At 35.2% G+C, this 19,939-nt stretch carries 14 protein-coding genes and 3 tRNA genes; 2 read left to right on the forward strand and 15 right to left on the reverse strand.

Annotated features, from left to right (window positions below; translation table 11 throughout):
* Positions 1 to 6 precede the first annotated feature (6 nt).
* The 9 genes from AC4G3K_RS14450 to AC4G3K_RS14490 form a co-directional block, all read right to left on the reverse strand.
* Positions 7 to 95 (reverse strand) — tRNA-Leu (locus tag AC4G3K_RS14450).
* A 14-nt stretch (positions 96 to 109) separates the two neighbouring features.
* A tRNA-Gly gene (locus tag AC4G3K_RS14455) sits at positions 110 to 184 on the reverse strand.
* A 7-nt stretch (positions 185 to 191) separates the two neighbouring features.
* Positions 192 to 273 (reverse strand) — tRNA-Leu (locus AC4G3K_RS14460).
* A 355-nt stretch (positions 274 to 628) separates the two neighbouring features.
* On the reverse strand, positions 629 to 1,117 hold the full coding sequence (locus tag AC4G3K_RS14465) for a hypothetical protein (protein WP_491074967.1): 489 nt from the start codon (positions 1,115 to 1,117) through the stop codon (positions 629 to 631).
* Between the two features lie 570 nt (positions 1,118 to 1,687).
* Positions 1,688 to 2,563 (reverse strand): pirin family protein, encoded by an 876-nt coding sequence (locus AC4G3K_RS14470; RefSeq protein WP_491074966.1) that lies wholly within the window; start codon positions 2,561 to 2,563, stop codon positions 1,688 to 1,690.
* A gap of 584 nt (positions 2,564 to 3,147) precedes the next feature.
* Positions 3,148 to 3,348, reverse strand: a complete 201-nt coding sequence (locus AC4G3K_RS14475; RefSeq protein WP_491074947.1) for a cold-shock protein — start codon at positions 3,346 to 3,348, stop codon at positions 3,148 to 3,150.
* A 536-nt stretch (positions 3,349 to 3,884) separates the two neighbouring features.
* Positions 3,885 to 5,219: an MFS transporter gene (locus tag AC4G3K_RS14480; protein WP_491133761.1), complete on the reverse strand. Its 1,335-nt coding sequence runs from the start codon at positions 5,217 to 5,219 to the stop codon at positions 3,885 to 3,887.
* 150 nt (positions 5,220 to 5,369) lie between these two features.
* A complete protein-coding gene (xsc, locus tag AC4G3K_RS14485; protein WP_491074964.1) occupies positions 5,370 to 7,127 on the reverse strand; it encodes a sulfoacetaldehyde acetyltransferase in 1,758 nt (585 codons plus the stop codon).
* Positions 7,128 to 7,148: 21 nt separating this feature from the next.
* Positions 7,149 to 8,333, reverse strand: coding sequence for an iron-containing alcohol dehydrogenase (locus AC4G3K_RS14490; protein ID WP_491133762.1), 1,185 nt, complete (start codon positions 8,331 to 8,333; stop codon positions 7,149 to 7,151).
* Between the two features lie 174 nt (positions 8,334 to 8,507).
* Here AC4G3K_RS14490 and AC4G3K_RS14495 point away from each other — a divergent pair, with 174 nt between their 5' ends.
* Positions 8,508 to 9,959, forward strand: a complete 1,452-nt coding sequence (locus AC4G3K_RS14495) for a sigma-54 interaction domain-containing protein (protein ID WP_491074962.1) — start codon at positions 8,508 to 8,510, stop codon at positions 9,957 to 9,959.
* Here AC4G3K_RS14495 and AC4G3K_RS14500 read toward each other — a convergent pair.
* Positions 9,956 to 10,873 carry a selenium metabolism-associated LysR family transcriptional regulator gene (locus AC4G3K_RS14500; protein ID WP_491074961.1) on the reverse strand — a complete coding sequence of 306 codons (918 nt, stop codon included), beginning with the start codon at positions 10,871 to 10,873 and terminating at the stop codon, positions 9,956 to 9,958. The two genes, AC4G3K_RS14495 and AC4G3K_RS14500, sit on opposite strands and share 4 nt — an antisense overlap.
* A 140-nt stretch (positions 10,874 to 11,013) precedes the next feature.
* Between AC4G3K_RS14500 and AC4G3K_RS14505 the strand changes: the two genes are divergently transcribed.
* A complete protein-coding gene (locus AC4G3K_RS14505) occupies positions 11,014 to 12,042 on the forward strand; it encodes a YeiH family protein (protein ID WP_491074960.1) in 1,029 nt (342 codons plus the stop codon).
* Positions 12,043 to 12,303: 261 nt separating this feature from the next.
* Here the strand turns inward: AC4G3K_RS14505 and AC4G3K_RS14510 are convergent, their stop codons facing one another.
* The 5 genes from AC4G3K_RS14510 to AC4G3K_RS14530 all read right to left on the reverse strand — a co-directional run bounded on the left by AC4G3K_RS14510 (position 12,304) and on the right by AC4G3K_RS14530 (position 19,886).
* Entirely contained in the window at positions 12,304 to 13,110 is an 807-nt protein-coding gene (locus AC4G3K_RS14510) for a MurR/RpiR family transcriptional regulator (RefSeq protein ID WP_491074959.1), read from the reverse strand.
* Positions 13,111 to 13,138: 28 nt separating this feature from the next.
* On the reverse strand, positions 13,139 to 13,825 hold the full coding sequence (locus AC4G3K_RS14515) for an N-acetylmannosamine-6-phosphate 2-epimerase (RefSeq protein ID WP_491074958.1): 687 nt from the start codon (positions 13,823 to 13,825) through the stop codon (positions 13,139 to 13,141).
* 189 nt (positions 13,826 to 14,014) lie between these two features.
* Complete coding sequence (locus AC4G3K_RS14520) at positions 14,015 to 15,613, reverse strand: PTS transporter subunit EIIC (protein WP_491074957.1); 1,599 nt, start codon at positions 15,611 to 15,613, stop codon at positions 14,015 to 14,017.
* Between the two features lie 946 nt (positions 15,614 to 16,559).
* On the reverse strand, positions 16,560 to 18,107 hold the full coding sequence (locus tag AC4G3K_RS14525; protein ID WP_491074956.1) for a DEAD/DEAH box helicase family protein: 1,548 nt from the start codon (positions 18,105 to 18,107) through the stop codon (positions 16,560 to 16,562).
* Positions 18,108 to 18,528: 421 nt separating this feature from the next.
* Positions 18,529 to 19,886, reverse strand: a protein-coding gene (locus tag AC4G3K_RS14530; protein ID WP_491132024.1) for an IS3 family transposase whose coding sequence is annotated in 2 segments (ribosomal slippage) — positions 18,529 to 19,418 and positions 19,418 to 19,886 — 1,359 coding nt in all. Because the reading frame shifts where the segments join, the coding sequence is not laid out codon by codon here.
* Positions 19,887 to 19,939 lie beyond the last annotated feature (53 nt).

Raw genomic sequence — 19,939 nt, forward strand, 5'->3', positions numbered from 1 at the left:
AGTAACTGGTGCCGAGGGCCGGTCTCGAACCGGCACGGTAGTCACCTACCGCAGGATTTTAAGTCCTGTGCGTCTGCCAATTCCGCCACCCCGGCATATCAATTGGCATTGGAGCGGAAGACGGGATTCGAACCCGCGACCCCCACCTTGGCAAGGTGGTGTTCTACCACTGAACTACTTCCGCATATAAGTGCGGGTGAAGGGAGTCGAACCCCCACGCCGTAAGGCGCCAGATCCTAAGTCTGGTGCGTCTGCCAATTCCGCCACACCCGCATGTTTATAAATGGTAAGCCATGATGGACTCATACCTTCAATCCTCAAGCTTCTAATTGATTAATATCAAACCCTCTCGTTGACTGCTTTATTATTCTATTATGTATTTATCTATATTTCAACAAGTAATATATGGTAATATTGATTTATTTTTCTTCCTATATCAAAAGATTGAACTTCCATGAATACATCTATCATCATAGGGTGTTAGAACCCTTGCTTAATCCTTAATATGCCTTTTATTTTTAAATTATCTTAGAAAGACATAACTATCATTTTACTGTTTGAAACGGTAAGAGTGCTATTCCTAGCACCATTAGAAATATAGATACCAATTCTAGTATAAAAGGTATATTTAATTCATCTGGTCATAGAGAATAGCTTTAAATATCTGGTTGAGTTCTTTTGTTTTTTTCCCACGAAGCCATTCGACCTGGTCAATTGGCAGTGTGAGCTTAAGGGTGATTTTTTCATCAGGCATCTCGACTTTCCTGATGTCGGCAAGGGAAATCCCCTTCTCAATATCAGGAAAATTGGTCTCGTTCTCATTGATATGAACAAGGCCCTGGTACTCATAGGGACCATCGACCCCACAATTCAAGTTCAACTGCGGGAGACGGCCAGGAATTGATTTTATGTACATGAATGAGCTGATTACTCGGTTATCGGTCAGCTCGATTTCAGCGATGATGCTCTCGCGGTTGCTATATTTCTTTAAGGCTACCTCGCTCACGATGAGGTCGAGCTCCAATGAAACTGTGGATGGAGTTTCCAATATATAAATCGCACTATTAAAAATATAGATTGCTTCGCCGTCAAGATTCACCGTTTTTATACCAACCATGTCATTCCCCTCCAAAAGAGACCGTCGGGAACATTCCCCACCCGGCTTATTTTCTTCTATTCTACTAAATCATGGAAGTTCCTCCAAGCGTAGCTTCTCGGCGATGGCAATGACATTCGGATACTCCTTCAAAACCGAAGCGGGGAATGCCTCAGATATTTTTGACTTCAAATATCTGTTTTACTGTGGTAGCCGCCTTCTTTTCCACAAAAACAAGCAGATGCATCTCCCCGCTTTCTATGATGGTATTGAACACCCTAGTGATTACTTGCTCCGGCACATCTTCATAAGAATCATGGGAAATAGAAGCATGGATTTTTTTAAATTATATGGACCAATAATAAAAGATGGTTTTACTTTTGAAGGTAGATATACCTTTTAATTAATACTGGTCACGGCGATTTTTGCTCATTTCATTCATTACAGGAATGCTGCCCCTATACTTCCACAACACAAAAAGACATTAATCCATCTTCGATCAACGCCACGATACTATACGTATATACGTTTACAAACCATACAAAACACCAGATGTTTATTATCCATCTGGTGTTTGTTTAAAAATATATTTTATTTCTTTTTTACAGCAGGTGGTCCAAATAATCCGCGTTGATAATCACGGAACGCCTCCCTGATTTCTTCCTGAGTATTCATTACAAATGGTCCACCAAATGCTATTTCTTCCCGGATAGGGACGCCTGAATAAATCAATACTTTGGAACGGGATAGTGCTTTTATTTTTAATTCACTTGAGTTAGAATCTGAGCCTTCCTCATTAAAGGATAGGGTAGCCGCCCCTGTTTTAGCTATCTTTGTCTTACTTTCTCCGAACTCCATCTCCCCCGCCAACATATACAAGAATGAATTATGATTCTTAGGCAAAACATGTGTGTATTCAGCCCCTTCACGGAGGCTAATTTCTGTCATCGTAATAGGAACCAAACTATTCATAGGTCCTGTTACCTCTGCAATATCACCTGAGTAAACTCGAATGTAACCCCCTTCAAAGTTCACAACAGGAGCATCCTCGACATAGATATTTTGATAACTTGTTTCTGTATGCTTCAGACTTTTCGGCAGATTCAGCCATAGCTGTAAGGTATGAATAAGATCATCGTCAAAAGCCTCTTCCGCATGCCTAGCTGCCCAACCGGCATTCATGTATTGGGCATCACCAGCATCTAAAATACTATACCCCCCTGCATTATCTATATGTTCAAGCCTTCCATCAATAACATACGTTATAGTTTGAAAGCCTCTGTGGGGATGGTCGGAGAAGGTTCCACGCTTAAACCAGTCTTCAGCCATTAGAATAAACGGGGAAAATTCCTCATTCCTCTCAGGATTTAAAATCATTCCTTGTTGAACATGAGGATATCCATTTTTGTTGTATTCTGGATACCAAAAATCTTTTACTTCTCTCTGAAATGTTGACTCATTAGACATTTCAATACCTCCTTTTGGAATTAATCCACAGTCCTATTAAACATATGAATAAATTAATTTTCGTGCAGCTTCAACTACTTTACTTAATTCAATTGGTCTCTTAAACAACCTTATTCTCTTCAAAACAGAAAAGATCATTGAACAGTATCCGTGTTTAATTACCCTAAATTTGTTATTTGATATCTTTCTTTTAGCTCTAATTAGCAAATTTGCAATTAATTAGGCTGTTTCCCCCATAGATTAAATCGGAATTCCTCAAGAGTTCATCAACGATCATTTCAATATTCTATAAGGTAGTTTCTGTTGAAAGACATTTGGTTCTTGCAATTTAAAACCCTTTGAACGAGCTCGCGTATTTTGCGATGGTTTCTTCACCAAATGCTTTTCCTTCAAACTTCTTTTATTTCAGAATCTATTACTATTCCTCTTATTTAAATCCTTCTATCTTACTACAAATATATTACCATAATATTCCGATTCATCATCGAAAAGTTACAATATAATCCTGGGTTTTATTTTTATTGACCAAATTGCTTACATACAAAAATAGACCCTACAAATGTAGGGTCTATCATTAGCTATTATTAAGCTTTTTGAACGTTTGTAGCTTGTGGGCCACGTTGTCCTTGTTCTACTTCAAACGTTACACTTTGACCTTCGTCTAAAGATTTGAAACCATCGCTTTGGATCGCTGAGAAATGTACGAATACGTCTTCTCCGTCTTCACGTTCAATAAATCCAAAACCTTTATCTGCATTAAACCATTTCACTTTACCTTGTTCCATAATTGTTGCCTCCTAGTGTGTTTCCACACAATGTGTTACTATCCCTGCTCAAATACTTTAGACGAAAATCAAAATCGTTTCTCAATCTGAAACCGCCGAACAAAAATAATTCTTCTTTAGAATAACAGACATATATAAAAATAGCAAATTATAAGACTCTTCCCTTTCATCTTTACAATTTATTCATTGGTATTCTATTTTTAATCAAAGAAGATTTAATTAAATATACCTTCAACAAACTTGTTCTTTCCCTCTGCATATCCAAATCAGTTATGATATACCCAATGTAATCCCTATATTAGAATGGCTCAACAATTCACTCACTATCTTTGGATTTATTCCTTCTCGAATTAGGATGGTTGCAGTTACATAACGTCATCCATATAAAGAAATCAATTTGAGCCATTACAATAAACTAAATAAAAACAGAAGAAGGTTAATCCCCCATCTGTTTTCAGAGTATAGATATTTGAATATTCAATTGATTTATAGTGAGTTACTATCTTTATCTTCTATTTAATCCATTTCCTATAAATTTATATTAAATTTTTACTTTCTTGTTCATTATCATTAATCTGTGGAAAAGTAGGTACCCTTTTGTTATTTTTATGAATCCAATAAACAGATATAGCACTTACAACGCCTGCGAAAGCTACATATAGAGTCATTAGTAGGGGCGATCCATTATTAAATTCCATTAAAGAAGCTGCAATCATTGGGGTAATTCCACTTGCAAAGATTCCTGAAAATTGATAAACAAATGACATACCTGAGTATCTAACCTTCACATCAAAAAGTTCTGCAAATAACGCTGCCTCAGGTCCATAAACACTCGCATACAGAATACCAAATGGTATTAAGATAGATGGCCATATTATTAATAAATTCCCGTCACTATTGCTCATTAACCAAAAGGCCGGCATTGCGGAAAAACCAGTAATCATGCTTCCATAAAAAAATGTCTTTGTTCTTCCAACTTTATCTGAAATATGCCCAAATAAAGGAATGAAGAAGCACATTACAAATGCTGCTATAGATACACCTATTAATGCAGCTGTTCGAGTAATTTCTATATAAGTAGTCAGGTAAGTAAGAGAAAAGACTGCCATTATATTAAAGAATACTCCATCGATATAACGCGCACCCATACCCGCAAAAATTTTACCAACATTTCCTTTCCACATTTCTTTAAATGGCACGCTAGTTTCCGCATTTTCATTCTTTACGACTTTAAATTCAGGTGATTCTGAAACATTTAATCGAATCCAAAATCCTAAAATAATTAGTATGGTGCTTAATCCAAATGCAACTCTCCATCCCCAGCTCATGAATGCTCCATCTAACATTACTGAAGAGAGAATAGCAACCACACCTGAAGAAAGCAACAACCCTAGTGACAACCCAATTTGAGGTATACTGGCATATAATCCTCTCTTCTTTTTAGGAGCATGCTCAAAAGCCATTAATACAGCCCCTCCCCATTCTCCGCCCAAACCTATACCTTGAATAATACGAAGAACAACTAATGAGATAGGTGCTAGAATACCAATCTGATCATATGTTGGTATCACTGCTATGAGAGCCGTGCTCACACCCATTATTGTTAGCGTTAATATTAGCATACTTTTACGGCCAACTTTGTCTCCAAAATGCCCAAAAATAATCCCGCCTAATGGTCTGGCTATAAAACCAACTGCAAATGTTGCATATGCTAGTATAGTAGATACAAAAGGATCATCTGATGGAAAGTATAGTTTATTAAATACAAGACCAGCTACGACACCATATAGAAAGAAATCATACCACTCAATTGTAGAACCAATTAAACTAGAGACAACAACACGTTTAAGTGAACTTTTCACATTATTCATTTATTTCCCTCCAATACAAAATTTATATTTGACTGAAAATAGATAATAGATTTATTGAATTAAATTAAGAAAGCGCTTTCTTAACGTGTTAAAAAAAAGACTGGAACTGGGGTTTGAGAAACTTCCCCTACCCCAGCGATGAATATAAAATTACCAGTTTTTATGATCTAGATGAGAATATTTCTCTAATAATCTAGTAGGCATCTTTAATGCATCTTTTCTAAATGGTGGAGCAAGTTGTGTTCCATCAACCTGAATATCCAGAACAGTAGGTTTATTGGATTTAATTGCTTCCAATAATTTCGGACCTATATCTTCAGCTCTATCTACTCTTACTCCTGCAGCTCCCATTGATTTAGCAACTTCAGCAAAATCAGGGTTTTGAATATCAGCCCCAACAAATCGATTGTTGTAAAAATCAACTTGATTCTTCTTTTCTGCACACCATGCACCATTATTAAATACACAGGCAACAACAGGGATATCTTCTTCCACTGCTGTACTCACTTCATGTAGACTCATTCCCCATGCACCATCACCAACAATAGCTACTACCGGACAGTCAGGACGAGCTAGTTTGGCACCCAAAGCTGTCGGATAAGCAAACCCTGTATTTCCGAATGTTAAAGCTGCTATATGCTTTCTTGGTTGATTAAATTTTAAATAGGCATTAGCTGTTGAAGAAACATTGCCAATATCAGTTGTTACTATTGTATCTTCAGGAAGTACATTTATTAACTCTAATAGTGCCCTACGTGGATTTATTGGATTCCCTTCAACCATGGCTAGGTCCACCAATTCTTTATCCCACTTTTCTTTAACAGCTTTCAAATCAGCTAATTTACTTTGGTCTATTATTGGAGAAGTTACTTCTTTAATCTGTTGAAAAAGTGCTTTACTCGCTTCTCTTGCATCCCCTATAATACCAACCTCGACAGGATGTGTCCTTCCAATATTTCTTGGATTAATATCAACCTGTATAATCTTTGCTTCCTTAGGAAAATAATCTATATCGTAGCAAGGTAACGTCCCAAACACTGATAGACGTGTTCCTATTGCCAATACAACATCAGCCTTTTTCAAAGTATTCATTGCAGCTTTAGATCCCATATATCCAATTGGTCCAACAAATTGGGGATGATTATTCGGAAACGCATCATTATGCATGTATGATACAGCAACAGGAGCTGATAAATATTCCGCTATCATCTTAACCTGCTCAATTCCATTTGAATCCACTGTTCCTCGTCCTGATATGATAACCGGATACTCTGCTTCCGCTAAAATCTTAGCAGCCTGCTCAATACTTTCGATAGATCCTGCACCCCGAGAATCTACACGGTATTGATGGGGTTCTAATATAAAATCTTCAACCTCACCGTAGAAGTAATCCCTAGGAATATCAAATAAAACAGGTCCCCTCTCTGCATAAGCAATTCGAAATGCTGTTCTTAAACAATCTGCTACTCTACTCGGATGTGTGACTCGAACTGTTTCTTTTGTAATAGCCTTGAATATTGAGACTTGGTCACATTCTTGAAATCCATCCCATCCAACAGTAGGAGTGCCTGCAGAAGGCGAAATAACGACCATCGGAGTATGCGCTTGATTTGCTGCAGCAACAGATGTAACCATATTAGTAATTCCTGGACCATTTTGCCCAATAACTACTCCTACTTTCCCCGATACTCGTGCATATCCATCCTCCATATGTGCAGCGCTTTGTTCATGTCTTACTCCGATAAAACGAATACCTGCAGTTGGCAAAAGATCCAGCATATCCATAAATGCAGAACCTAATATCCCAGAAATATGGGTAATTCCTTCTTTTAACAATGTTTCTACAATTGCTTCACTAGGCGTCATTTTTAATTTAGTAGCTTTAACTTCCCTATTTTTTACTTTCATACAAACTCCTCCTAAATTGATTTATAAACTTGATAGTTTATCAGCTAATTTATAAAATAAATCATGAACATCTTCTTGCTTTGGCACTTTAATATTTGTTAGAATTCCATTCCCAGATATCGCATCTTTCCCCAACAATGTAATATTCCTTCTTAAGTCATCAACATCTATATACTTTTTGCCATCTTCCCATATATTGAATATGTCATTATAGTTATGAAGGATGTCTAATGTTTTTACAGCTAAGTCTTCCTTACTCAAACTCGGATCAGCTCCTAACGCTATTGCAATATCTGCATACTTATCACTAGCTGAATCAAGTCCATATTCAACTACAAATGGCATCAGGAGAGCGACACTTAATCCATGAGGTATATGAAAACGCGCACCTAATGGCCGACCAGCTGCATGCGCTAGATTTGTTGAAGCATTAGAAAAAGCAATTCCTGCATAACAACTACCAAGAAGCATATTTTGCCTAGCTTCAATGTTATTGCCATTTTCATAAATAACAGGCAATGAATTACCAATTCTTTCAATTGCCTCTAGAGCAAATGGTTCTGTCATAATGGTTGAATTAGTAGATACAAATGCTTCCATTGCATGACTTAAGGCATCAAGACCTGTATAAGCTGTAAAGTTCTTAGGAAGACTTAAAGTAAGTTCCGGATCAAGAATTGCTATATCCGGTATGAGGTGAGGATGACCTGGATTCATTTTAATATTCAAATCAGTATCGGTTATAACCATTATTTTTGTAGCTTCAGAACCTGTTCCTGCGGTAGTAGGAATTGCTAATAAAGGTAATCTCTTAAGGTAAGGTTTCTTTACAATATCAATCCAATCAAGATTTTCGTTACAGCTAAATAAAGCAACAGCTTTTCCAATATCAATTGCACTTCCTCCACCGATGGATACAATACAATCTCCATTGAATTCCCTTAGTACAAGAAGCGCATTACTTACATGTTCAGTTGTAGGTTCACCGGAATACGAACTAAAGATAGCGCTTTCAATTTTATCCGAGATTAATATCTCCTTTACTTTTGTGTCTAAGCTAATTTCAGGTCTTGTCAGAAATGTATCCATAATAACTAATACTCTTGTTCCACCAGCCTGTAACACCATACTTCCTAGAGAATTTATACTGTTTGCTCCTAAATGGATTTGACCAGGTAGATCTAATCTTAAAACATTCTTCACCATCCTAATCCTCCTTTCAAAAATATTTGGTTACAACTATATATAATGCAATTATCATGCCAACTTTAATCTTCTTGTTTAACAAGAGTTTTCTATTTATAATTAAGGATACTGGTGTTGAAACGCCACCATAACGGTGTTTTATTTCACCACCGAAAAATATAGAGGAGGTAAGCTTTGATAGATGAATATAATGTAGGTGATAGTAGAAAATCTGATGAGTTAATTAAATTACAATCTTTAAACGAAATTCTCCATTCCATCGTTCAGTATTCTTCAGATGGTTTGTTTGTGGTCAACGATGAAGGTATAGTAATTGAAGTGAACAAAGCATACGAAGAAATGACAGGGATATCAAAAAAAGAGGTAATAAATAGAAATATCACCGACCTTGTATTAAATCAATACTTTGACAAATCTGCCGCCACAATAGCATTAGATACAAAAAAAAAGACAACTATAATACAACAAATAAAACAACAGAAATATTTTGTTGTGACAGCAAACCCTATTCTTGATAAAAATCAAAAAGTTTCAATGGTCGTTACTAGCGTCCGCGATATCAGCTATCTTTATCATTTACAAAAACAGCTTCTAGATTCTCATCATATTAATAACAACACCTCAAATACACTCTATAACCAAACAGACTTTTATATAATATACAATAGCCCACAGATGAAAATGTTATATCAAAAAATCGAACAAATATCTCAATTTCCAACGAATATTTTGATTACAGGCGATTCCGGAACAGGTAAAGAAGTATTAGCTAACTTAATACATCAATTAAGCTCCAAATCCAACCAACCCTTTATAAAGGTGAATTGTTCTGCTATTCCAAACGAACTCTTTGAATCTGAGATGTTTGGATTTACAGGTGGATCCTTTACTGGCGCTAAAAAGGAAGGGAAACCCGGATTTTTTGAACAAGCAAACAATGGAACAATATTACTAGACGAAATTGGAGAAATGCCCATTCAATTTCAAGTAAAGTTACTTCGTGTATTACAAGAAAAAAGCATCACTCGTATCGGATCTACTAAACCTATCAATCTATCGTTTAGATTAATTTGCTCAACAAATCAAAATCTAGAAAGATTAATCCGTGAAAAGAAGTTCAGGTTAGACCTATGGTACAGAATTAATGTGGTTCAATTGAAGATACCACCGCTAAGGTCCAGAAAAGATGATATCCCTCCACTGGTGGAACAATTCAAAGATGAGTTTTGTAACAAATACAAACTGACAAAACAAATTTTACCTGAAACTATGAACAAGCTAATTGAATACGATTGGCCAGGTAACGTTAGAGAATTAAGAAATGTAATTGAATATGTAATTATCTCAACGCTTACTTCACAGGTTGGACCTGCTGATCTTCCCGATAATATAAGAGAAAATTGGAATTTAGAAATGCCGTTAATTAGCGATGATGTGTTTTCAGATCAGCTTCCCCATTTACTATCAAAAGAAATTAGTCTTAAATCAGCCCTTGAACAATATGAGAAAGAAATTATAATTAGTACATTGAAAAGTACAAGCAGCATTCGTTCAGCTGCTCAACAACTAAAAATTGATCATTCCAGTTTAATAAGAAAAATGCGACGATTGAATATAACCTATTAAATAGATATCTGTGGGTTAGGTAAACTACAAATATTTTCTTTCAGAAACTTCACAAATATATCAGCAGTAAGACTTAAATAATGTTCATCATATAACATATAAAAATTTCGCCTCATCGTTATATCTTTAATATGCAATTGTTTCAAAGTATTTAAAGCTAATTCTTTTCTTACAGCTGAATGGGAAATAATCGAAATGCCTGTAATTGATTCAACGGCAGATTTAATAGACTCAGTGCTTTCCAGTTCCAATACAATGTTTAACTTTGAGGGATCCAGATTATTTTCCTTTAGTTTTTCTTCAATCACTTGTCTTGTCCCGGATCCCTGCTCTCTCATAATAAAAGGAAGAGAAAAAAGTTGGTCAGTTGTTATATAGTCAGTCTCTATTAATGAATTATGGGGAGATGTGATGATAATTAACTCGTCTTCTAGAAAAGCTTCTTGCTTAAAATCAGGATATTTCAGCATAGATTCAATAAAACCAAGATGTATCTCTGAATCTTTAAGTTTTGTAATAATCTGTGCAGAATTATTAAGTTTTAATTTCAAGCTAATATTAGGATGAATTTTCACAAATTCTCCAAATAAGTAAGGTAAAATATATTCTCCTACTGTTAAACTTGCACCAATGATCAATGTCCCTTGAATTGTGTTAGATAATATTTCAATCTCTTTTTTTGTTGAATGAATCTGTCTTAATATTAATTCAGATGAACTGAATAACACTTTTCCTATAGGTGTTAAATATACCTTTTTGGTTGTTCTTTCAAATAATTTTACACCTAAATGTTCTTCTAATCTTCTAATATGTAAACTAACATTCGGCTGAGTCATATGTAATGATTTAGCTGTTTCTGAGAAATTCCTCTTTTTAGCTAATGTATGAAATATTTTTAAATCCTCAAAGTTCATATATACTCCCCCTTTAAAAGATGATCTATAATAAAAATGTATAAAACATATGAAAATTCTAAATAAATGACGTATATATTTCTATGCTATCTTTAATTAAGCTACATTTTATCTGTAGCTACTTAAAGGAGGAATGCTTAATGTCACAATCCCCATTAGAAAAACGTCAGCAGCATAGCACTTATCCCATGTTTCAAATGGTCGGTGGTATTGGATTTACTTTTTTTATAGCTTTATTAGGATTAGGTTTATCTAAAATTAGTGGATTTAATCTAATGGGTCCACTGGCCTGTTCAATAATTATAGCCATTGTGTATAGACAAATTTGGAATTATCCAGAAAAGATCAGAAAAGGAATCGAATTTTCATCAAAAAAACTATTAAGGTTTGCAATCATTCTGTATGGTTTAAAATTAAATATAAATATAATCTTCAATCAAGGTATGCCACTGATCTTGCGTGGTATTATTACCATCGCCTTTGCTCTGATAATTACTATACTCCTTGCTAAGTGGTTGAAAGCAGACATGTCATTATCCTTGTTATTAGCTGTAGGAACAGGTATATGTGGCGCAGCAGCAATTGCCGCTGTATCCCCAATTTTGAAAAGCAAAGAAGAAGATACAGCTATGGGGATTGGTATTATTGCGTTAGTTGGAACTTTTTTTGCTGTCTTATACACATTCCTTCGGCCTATAATTCCCCTACCCGACTTAGACTATGGAATATGGAGTGGTGCCAGCTTGCATGAAATAGCTCATGTTGCTTTAGCTACAGCTCCGGCTAGTCAAGATGCAATGGCTATTGCTCTTTTGGCCAAATTAAGCCGAGTCTTATTATTAATACCATTTTGCTATCTCTTGATTTTTTGGATAAACAGTCGAAAAAAATCTAACAATATTAACTCCAAAATAGAATTTCCTTGGTTCTTACTTGGATTTATTGCTATGAGTTTAATCAATAGTTTCATTTTGGGAGAATATATAATTATTCCTGATTCTTTTTATAACATTATTAACAATTTCACAACTTATATCCTGACAATGGCAATGGTTGGTCTCGGTTTAAACGTGAGTTTCCAAGCTATGCGTTCTAAGGCATTAAAACCACTTATAGCGATTTTTATTACCTCTGTATTGCTTTCCATTGTTTCATTTTTCTCCATTTAATAATCTTTTGCATTCGCTTTACTACAATAAAGAGTTCAACAAATGAGGACATTAATCCTTCTTTAAAACTAAATGTGATTAGTAGACACTTAACTTTGAACATTGTTCTTAAAAAAGGGCAAAAATAACACCCTTGATAATAAAAGTACTGGGACAGTTTATTAATATAAGTATCTTTTTACAAATAAAATACTCCTCCTAAGTAGGCTGATTTTTAACAAATCGCCTCTCTAAGGTGGAGTATTTTAAACTTCTCTATAATCAATTATTAATATGGGTTTCAGACGATACTGCAGAAATGGTCTCTTGGTAGATTTTTTTCCTATTTGGATCCTCCAGGAAATGCATACTAATTAAATCGATGAGGTAAAGTGCACTTAAATCAAGACCGGTTGACAAGTAGGCGTTGCGAACGGGATGGACGGTCCATAGCACTTCATCCGATAATTTTGTTAGATATGTATGGTCATAAGCCGTTAGAGAGATTAATTTAACATCTTTTTTCTTCGCTTCATTAACAGATGAGATTAACTCTCGGGTTTGTCCAGAACGTGAAATAGCTAATAGCAAATCCCCTTTTTTTAATAAAGTACTTCTAATAATCATTAAATGTGGATCGGTTACAGCTTCACTGGCAAAACCCATCCTACTCAATCGGTAGTTTAATTCCTGTGCGGCAAGTCCCGAACTTCCTAAACCATAGATAAAAATTCGCTTAGCATTTGTAACTAATTTGAGTGCTTTCATTATTGATTTCCGACTGTTAAGACCTTGTATATCGCGGATTACATCCATATACTGACCTCTTATTTTGGAATCCATATCTTCTGTATCTTCATGGCGCGTTTCTCTTGCTAGATTCATTTTTAATTCCACGAAATTTTTACAGGATACTTTTCTACAGAAACGTGTGATCGTTGCAACGGATACATTCGTCTTTTCTGCTATTTCTTTGATCGTGCACTTGGAAGCTTCTGATGACGAAGAAAGCAAAAAATCAGCTAAACCTTTTTCTTTATCGGAGAATGAAGAATATTTCGATTGAATTTCCTTCAAGAGCGTAACCATCGATGACTCCTTCCACCCTAAATATTGGTCAACAACCCCTATTTATTTCTTCAACAAAGCGACTTGTTATTTGCTGCGGCCGAGTGATTGCTCCCCCGACTACAACGGAGTAAGCCCCCAGGTCAAGTACCCTTGCCGCCATTTCAGGAGTGATAACATTTCCTTCAGCAATGACAGGGATCGAGACATTTTTTAAGACTGTTTTGACAAATTCAAAATCATTCTCATATAATTTACAATCTTTTGTTTCATTTGTATAGCCATAAAGGGTTGTGGAAAGGCAATCAAAGCCCAATCGTTCCGCATTCATCGCATCTTCCAACGAGGAGATATCTGCCATCAACTGAACCCCTGGATAATGCTCTTTTACATATGAAACTAAATCAGCTAATATTTCTCCATTTGGACGTTCTCTTAGTGTTGCGTCCATCGCAATCATTTCACAGCCTGTCTCAATTAGTTCATCGACTTCTTGTTTTGATGCTGTGATAAAGACTTCACTATTTGGATAATTTCGCTTCACAATTCCTACGACAGGTAAATCTACTTCTTTTTTAATTGCGATAATATCTAGTTTCGATTCTGCTCGAATACCTGCCGCTCCACCTTGCTTGGCAGCCAGAGCAAGCTTTGACATGATAAATGAGCTATGAAGAGGCTCACTCTCTTGAGCCTGACATGAAACAACAAGACCCTTTTTAATTTGTTCTAACATTTTTATTCACCTACTATTTCTGTTTTTTTACCTTGATGATTTAAAATTGAAACACAATTCTCCTGCTGCAAATCCAATTAACGAAACTTTGATAGTGGAGGTAGCTTAGCATTAGTATATAGATAAGATAGGAAAAAATATAATACCGCTACGCTCCACCTATTAAGCTTTCTAAATAAATAACGAAAATTATTTAACTTTGTTTATCTCATTCTTCAAGATCTCTGCGAGAGCTCCATAAACAACTTGAACACCCTTACCTCTCTTAAAGAGTCCTTTTGCCTTCAGTTCATCTTTCCAAACGGAATCACCTGCAACTTTGTCTATATCCTTGACGGTTACTCTTAATCTAGTTATACATGCATCGACGTCCACTAGGTTTTCTCTTCCACCTAAGGCTGTAATCACATCCTCTACATCAATGTCTTTTAATAATGCATCTTTCTTCGTATATAACTTATTCTCAGATTCATCACCACGACCTGGAGTTTTTAGATTCAATTTTAGAATAAGTGTTTTAAATACAAAGTAGTAGATAAGTGCTGTTGGAATTCCGAGAATGAGAATCCAAATGTAATTCGTTTTATCATTACCCTGCAATATACCGAATAATGTAAAATCAATGATACCCCTTGAGAAAGTAACCCCTACCGATACATCTAGAGCATATAAAGCAGCATATGATATTCCCTCTAGGATGGCATGGATCCCGTAAAGTAATGGTGCTACAAAAAGGAATGTAAATTCGATTGGTTCAGTAATCCCTGTTAAGAAGGATGTTAAGGCCGCTGAAAATAGTATACCGCCCACAATTTTCTTGTTTTTACTGTTAGCAGTATGATACATAGCAAGGGCAGCTGCTGGGAGGCCAAACATCATTGGTAAATAACCACCTGTGAAATACTTCGTTGCTTCAGCCGAGAATTTTGTAACAGTAGGATCAGCCAATTGTGCGAAGAAAATGCTTTGTCCACCTTGTACGATTTTCCCTGCAACCTCTAATTCTCCACCAAGTGAGGTGTACCAGAATAGCGGATAAATCGCATGATGAAGTCCAAAAATATTGAGAAGTCTCATTAGTGATCCATAGAAGAACATTCCGATTGGGCCTGTTCGTCCAAAGAATTCTGAGAAAGTTGAAATTCCAATGTGAACATATGGCCAAACAAATGGAATAATTATCCCTATTACACTAATTGCGAATACAGAAATAATCGGAATAAATCTTACTCCAGAGAAAAACGAAAGTGCTTCTGGAAGCTGCTTGTCGTAATATCTATTGGCTAAAAAGGCTACTAGTAAACCAACAATAATTCCTCCAAGCACTCCGATTCTAACTGTAAAAATACCAAGCTCGTATCCATATACGTTTGCCTGCTTTGCTGCTTCCACTGGATCTAGACCTTGAGATAGGAAATAGTCTACAGTTGTCGACTCTGGTGTATGGCCCAGAAAACCTAGAATGGTACCTACGATAACATGCATGACAAGAAAAGCGATCGCCGCTGATAAACCTGCTGCACCTTTTTCCTGTAACGCTAACCCTGAAGCAATCCCGACAGCAAATATCAAGGGTAAGTTAGCAAAAACAATATTACCAATCGCTGACATGGTGCTTAAAATATAAAACAAAAATGTCCCATCTCCGAGTAATCCTTCCAACCCATAGGTTTCTACCATAAGGGGATTGGTAAAAGCTGCACCAATACCAAGCATGATCCCGGCTATTGGCAGAACAGCAATAGGAATCATAAAAGCTTTTCCCAAACGTTGCAGTTTTTCAAACATTCTTATCCCTCCATTTTCATTCAAATATAGAACCCTTCGCCCAAAATTTTTTGCTTTTGAAAATTATTATCATAAATTACATTTTATGTAATTTATTATCTTCTATTATATGAGATCACCACATTAATATGCAAATAATTTTTAGAATCATTTCACTATATTTAAAATTTTGTATATTTTTTAAATTCCCCACGTACTGCCCGTTCCTTTGGTAGATTATTTGTAGGGCAATAAATATGGGATGTAGGATTGGAAAGGGGCTGAGCTCAATAAAATATATATGTATCTGGAGCTTGGATATTTTTTAATTCTCCATTTTGGATAGAATATCGATTAGATAATCAATAACACACCCTCCATGACACTATTTGCCGATGTTTAGTGGTGTGAGGGAAAACAAAAAAATCCCCCACAATTTGTGAGGAATGATTTTAACGTTTATTAGTTGTTTATGATACCGGTGGTCGGGATATAAAATACGCTAGAAACTCTTATACGAGAAGGGTTTATAAGTTGCTTGTGTAAAATTTGTGTAAAACGATTTTAACATAAAAAAATGATTTAAATATCATATTATTTTGGGAGAATTAAATCACTGTATATACCATTATGCTAACTCATGAAAAAGATTTGAGCATCGTTTTTTTATCCCGATGAATTTTAATTAACTTATTTCGCTTAAAATAATAATTACTAAAGATGCAATCAATCAGGAGACTTCTTCTTTCACTTATTGTGCTAAAATATTTCAGCCATATGCCTAGCAATTACAGCCATATATGTATAAGCTTAAAAATCCATAATATCGTCATCGTGTTTTTATTGAATTTCTCATTAAGGAGAAGTAACCAAGCGACATTAACCACAGTAAACTAAGCAAGAGCAGACATTGAATAGCTATAGAACTATATTTAATTGGTGGAGAAATAAATCTAGATAATAAGCATTAAAATTTCAAGTACTTTGAGAGTTCAACCAGGAGTCCAGTTACTTTTATTAAGTAATTGTAGCAACTTAATGCTTGTTCTAATCCAATCTTATCTTTATGTGCTGCTTGGTTTCGATAATTGACTGTGACAAATCGTACTCCTTTGTCAAGTTTCTCTAAGTACCCTTTTAATTCATTTTCATCGCCAATTGTAAATCTTTCACGAAAGTATGGCATAATCACTGCCCAGGTGGATTTAGCTCGCTTCGGGCGTTTATGATCAAGACTAGTTCCAAGAATATACGAAATACTTCCCAGTGTAAATTTATGACTCGATATCTCATAATAATTATTTGTCTGATGATTATATATTGATAAACCATGTGGCCAATCTTGAATAGGTATTTTCCTCTTACGTAAGTCGGCAATTAAATTAGAGAAAAAATGCACATACAATTCACGTTCCAAAGCTTTTGTAAGAGGAATACAAGCTGGGGAATAATCCACTTGATGTTCATAATCCGCCATATTATTAAAAATAATATTTGAGGTGATGATATATTGCTTAGATTCTTCCGTTAACTTTTCCCAATTACTAGATCCAAATATTGACAAAATTTTATCTTTTTCTTGCTTGAATCCTATTTGAGTAGATACCTGGAAATTTTTTAATAAAACTTCCATAAAATCTTCCGAAAACTGATGTATTAGATTTTCCCGTTCTTCCTCTTTAATGGTATGTAGTAATGGCACCTCATATTTTTGTTGAAGTGTAGAGAGCGTATTCGTTATACTTTCTATCAATGATTTCAATTCATCTAAACGTTCATTAACACCAGCAAATCCACTTTCAACTTTTGATGATACCTGCTCAAGTAGTGCAAGCATCTTTTGAGTGGAGGATTCTCTTTCTAATTGGAGAGCTTCGTTCTTTTCATGTAATAATTGATTCTCTTTCCCAATCCTTGTAAGCTCTTTTTTGTAAAAGTCTAATTCTTCCCTAAGTCTGAAGGCTTCATCCTCACTATAAGATTCAGCGTTAATGGACTCAATCGAAAAGATAGGAATTACACTATCATAATCGTTTATAGGTGCCTCACCAAAAGTTATGATCGTACTATGTTTAAAATAGCGGAATATTTTAGAAATTCCATCAGAAAAATCTTGAAATTCGTCTGCAATGATATAGTCAAAATCCTTATTAAGTTCATCAATCCTATCTCGGATTCTGTGCCAGGTGGTCAAATAAAAACCCGGCTTACCCAAACTATCTTCTTTTAAATCTCTAACTTCCTCAATTGAGTGATTCTGAAGTAAATGCTGAGAAACCTGGTAATTTAGTATCAAATTATAATGTACAAATAATATCCTTTTGTTTCTATACTTACCAAACAACAATTCTGATAAAAAAATTGACATGGAAGTCTTACCAGAGCCTGGTGGGCCAAATACATAAATTTTTTTTTCGCCTATTTTTATCATTCTAAGTATCCTAGATAAAGCTTGAACCTGGTGTGAATGTAGGAACTTAGAGTTACTAATGTTAGATAAATCAAATTCTCCCATTACTCTTCCCCCCAAAAAAGAATAAATTAGCATTTCAACAAGTTTTCCCTTAATCGTTTTTTTTCTTCTCGATGACCTATAAAGGTCCAACTGAACCAGCAACTTTTCCTCCAAACACCTTATTAAAGTAATCGTTTCTAGTCATCTTTATATACTATTTAAAATACCACAGATGTTTTTCCCATAGTAAGCCCAAGCTCATTCCTTGTAGTTTCTTTACCTAATTAATTATAGAGATTAAAATACTTTTCTTGAACTTAGTAATTTCTAAAGTAAATACCTTTTATTTCTAGAGTGAACCCTTTTATCCAATATAACCATATATTAACACTATGTTTTTTACAATATATATAATCTATTAATTACAAAACTAAAAAGCACCTCTAATTTGATCTGACCCAAGAAAGTTAGACATATGTATTTAGGCTACTTCAAGGACCTGAGTTCGGTATTCCACCGGGCTTAGGTCTTTTAATTTTGATTTCATTCGTTTGTTATTATAATAGTAAACATATTCTGCCAGCTCTTTCTCAAAATGCTCCATACTTTCGAATTCTTGTAGATAAAGTAGCTCGGATTTTAATAAGCCAAAGAAATTTTCTATGACTGCATTATCTAAACAGTTGCCCTTACGGGACATACTCTGTGTAATCTTATGTTGTTTTAATGTTCGTTGATATTGTTTCATTTGATAGTGCCACCCTTGGTCCGAATGAAGAATGACTTCATCACCAGGTTGAAGACGAGTTATTGCTTGTTTTAACATATCGTCTACCAACTTATACACCGGTCGGCTCATCACCGAATAGGCAATAATTTCACCGTTACACAGATCTAGTACTGGCGATAAATAACGTTTCTCACCAAATAGATGAAATTCTGTCACGTCTGTTACCCATTTCTCATTCATGTTTTCTGCTTTAAAATTCCGTTGTAAAATGTTTGGTGCAATTTTTCCGACGTTTCCCTTATAAGAACGGTATTTTTTCATTCGAACTTCGCATTTAATGCCCATGGTATTCATCAATCTATTAATTGTTTTTGGATCATGATTAAAACCATATTTCTTTAATTCTTTAGTTATTCGACGATACCCATAACGCCCTTTATGTTCGTGATAAATGGAATGAATAGCAGCTTTTACGTTGGCGTATTTATCATCACGACTCAAATGCTTTTCCCAGTAATAATAAGTGCTGCGTGGAATATCGGCGACTTTGATTAACTCCACCACTTCATAGATTTCCTTTAGTTCATAAATTACTTGCGCTTTGATTTGGTTGGTAATTTTTCTTGCATTTGAACTAAAGTGTTTAACTTTTTTAAATACGCATTCTCCATTTCCAGTTGCTTTATACGTGCTTCAAGTTCTTCTACAGATCCTTCTGCCGGTACAGGCTTCATTGTTTTTTTCGTGTTCTTTTTCATGGATGTTTGCCCCTTTTTCTTAGAAACAAGGGCATCATAACCGCCAATTTCAAACTTCTTCTTCCAATTTCGAATCATGCCCGGAGATGAAATGTTAAATATCGCAGCTGTGTCAGTTGAAGATGTACCTGTTTCGTTCATATAATTTAGTACACTTATTTTATACTCAGCAGAATAGTTTGTATAGGGTTTTAAGAATGCCTCTTTACCGTTCGCTTGATAAAGGCGAACCCAGACACTCATAACCCGTGTTGTAACACCAATATCTTTCGCAATTTCATTCATGCTTTCATATCCATTTACATAACGTTGAACCGCTTGGATTCTTTGTTCAACAGTTGATTTTGCCATAAAAAAACCCCCATAAAAATTAGATTAGTGTCTAACTTTTACGGGGCAGTTCA

The organism is Bacillus sp. z26, assembly GCF_058313635.1.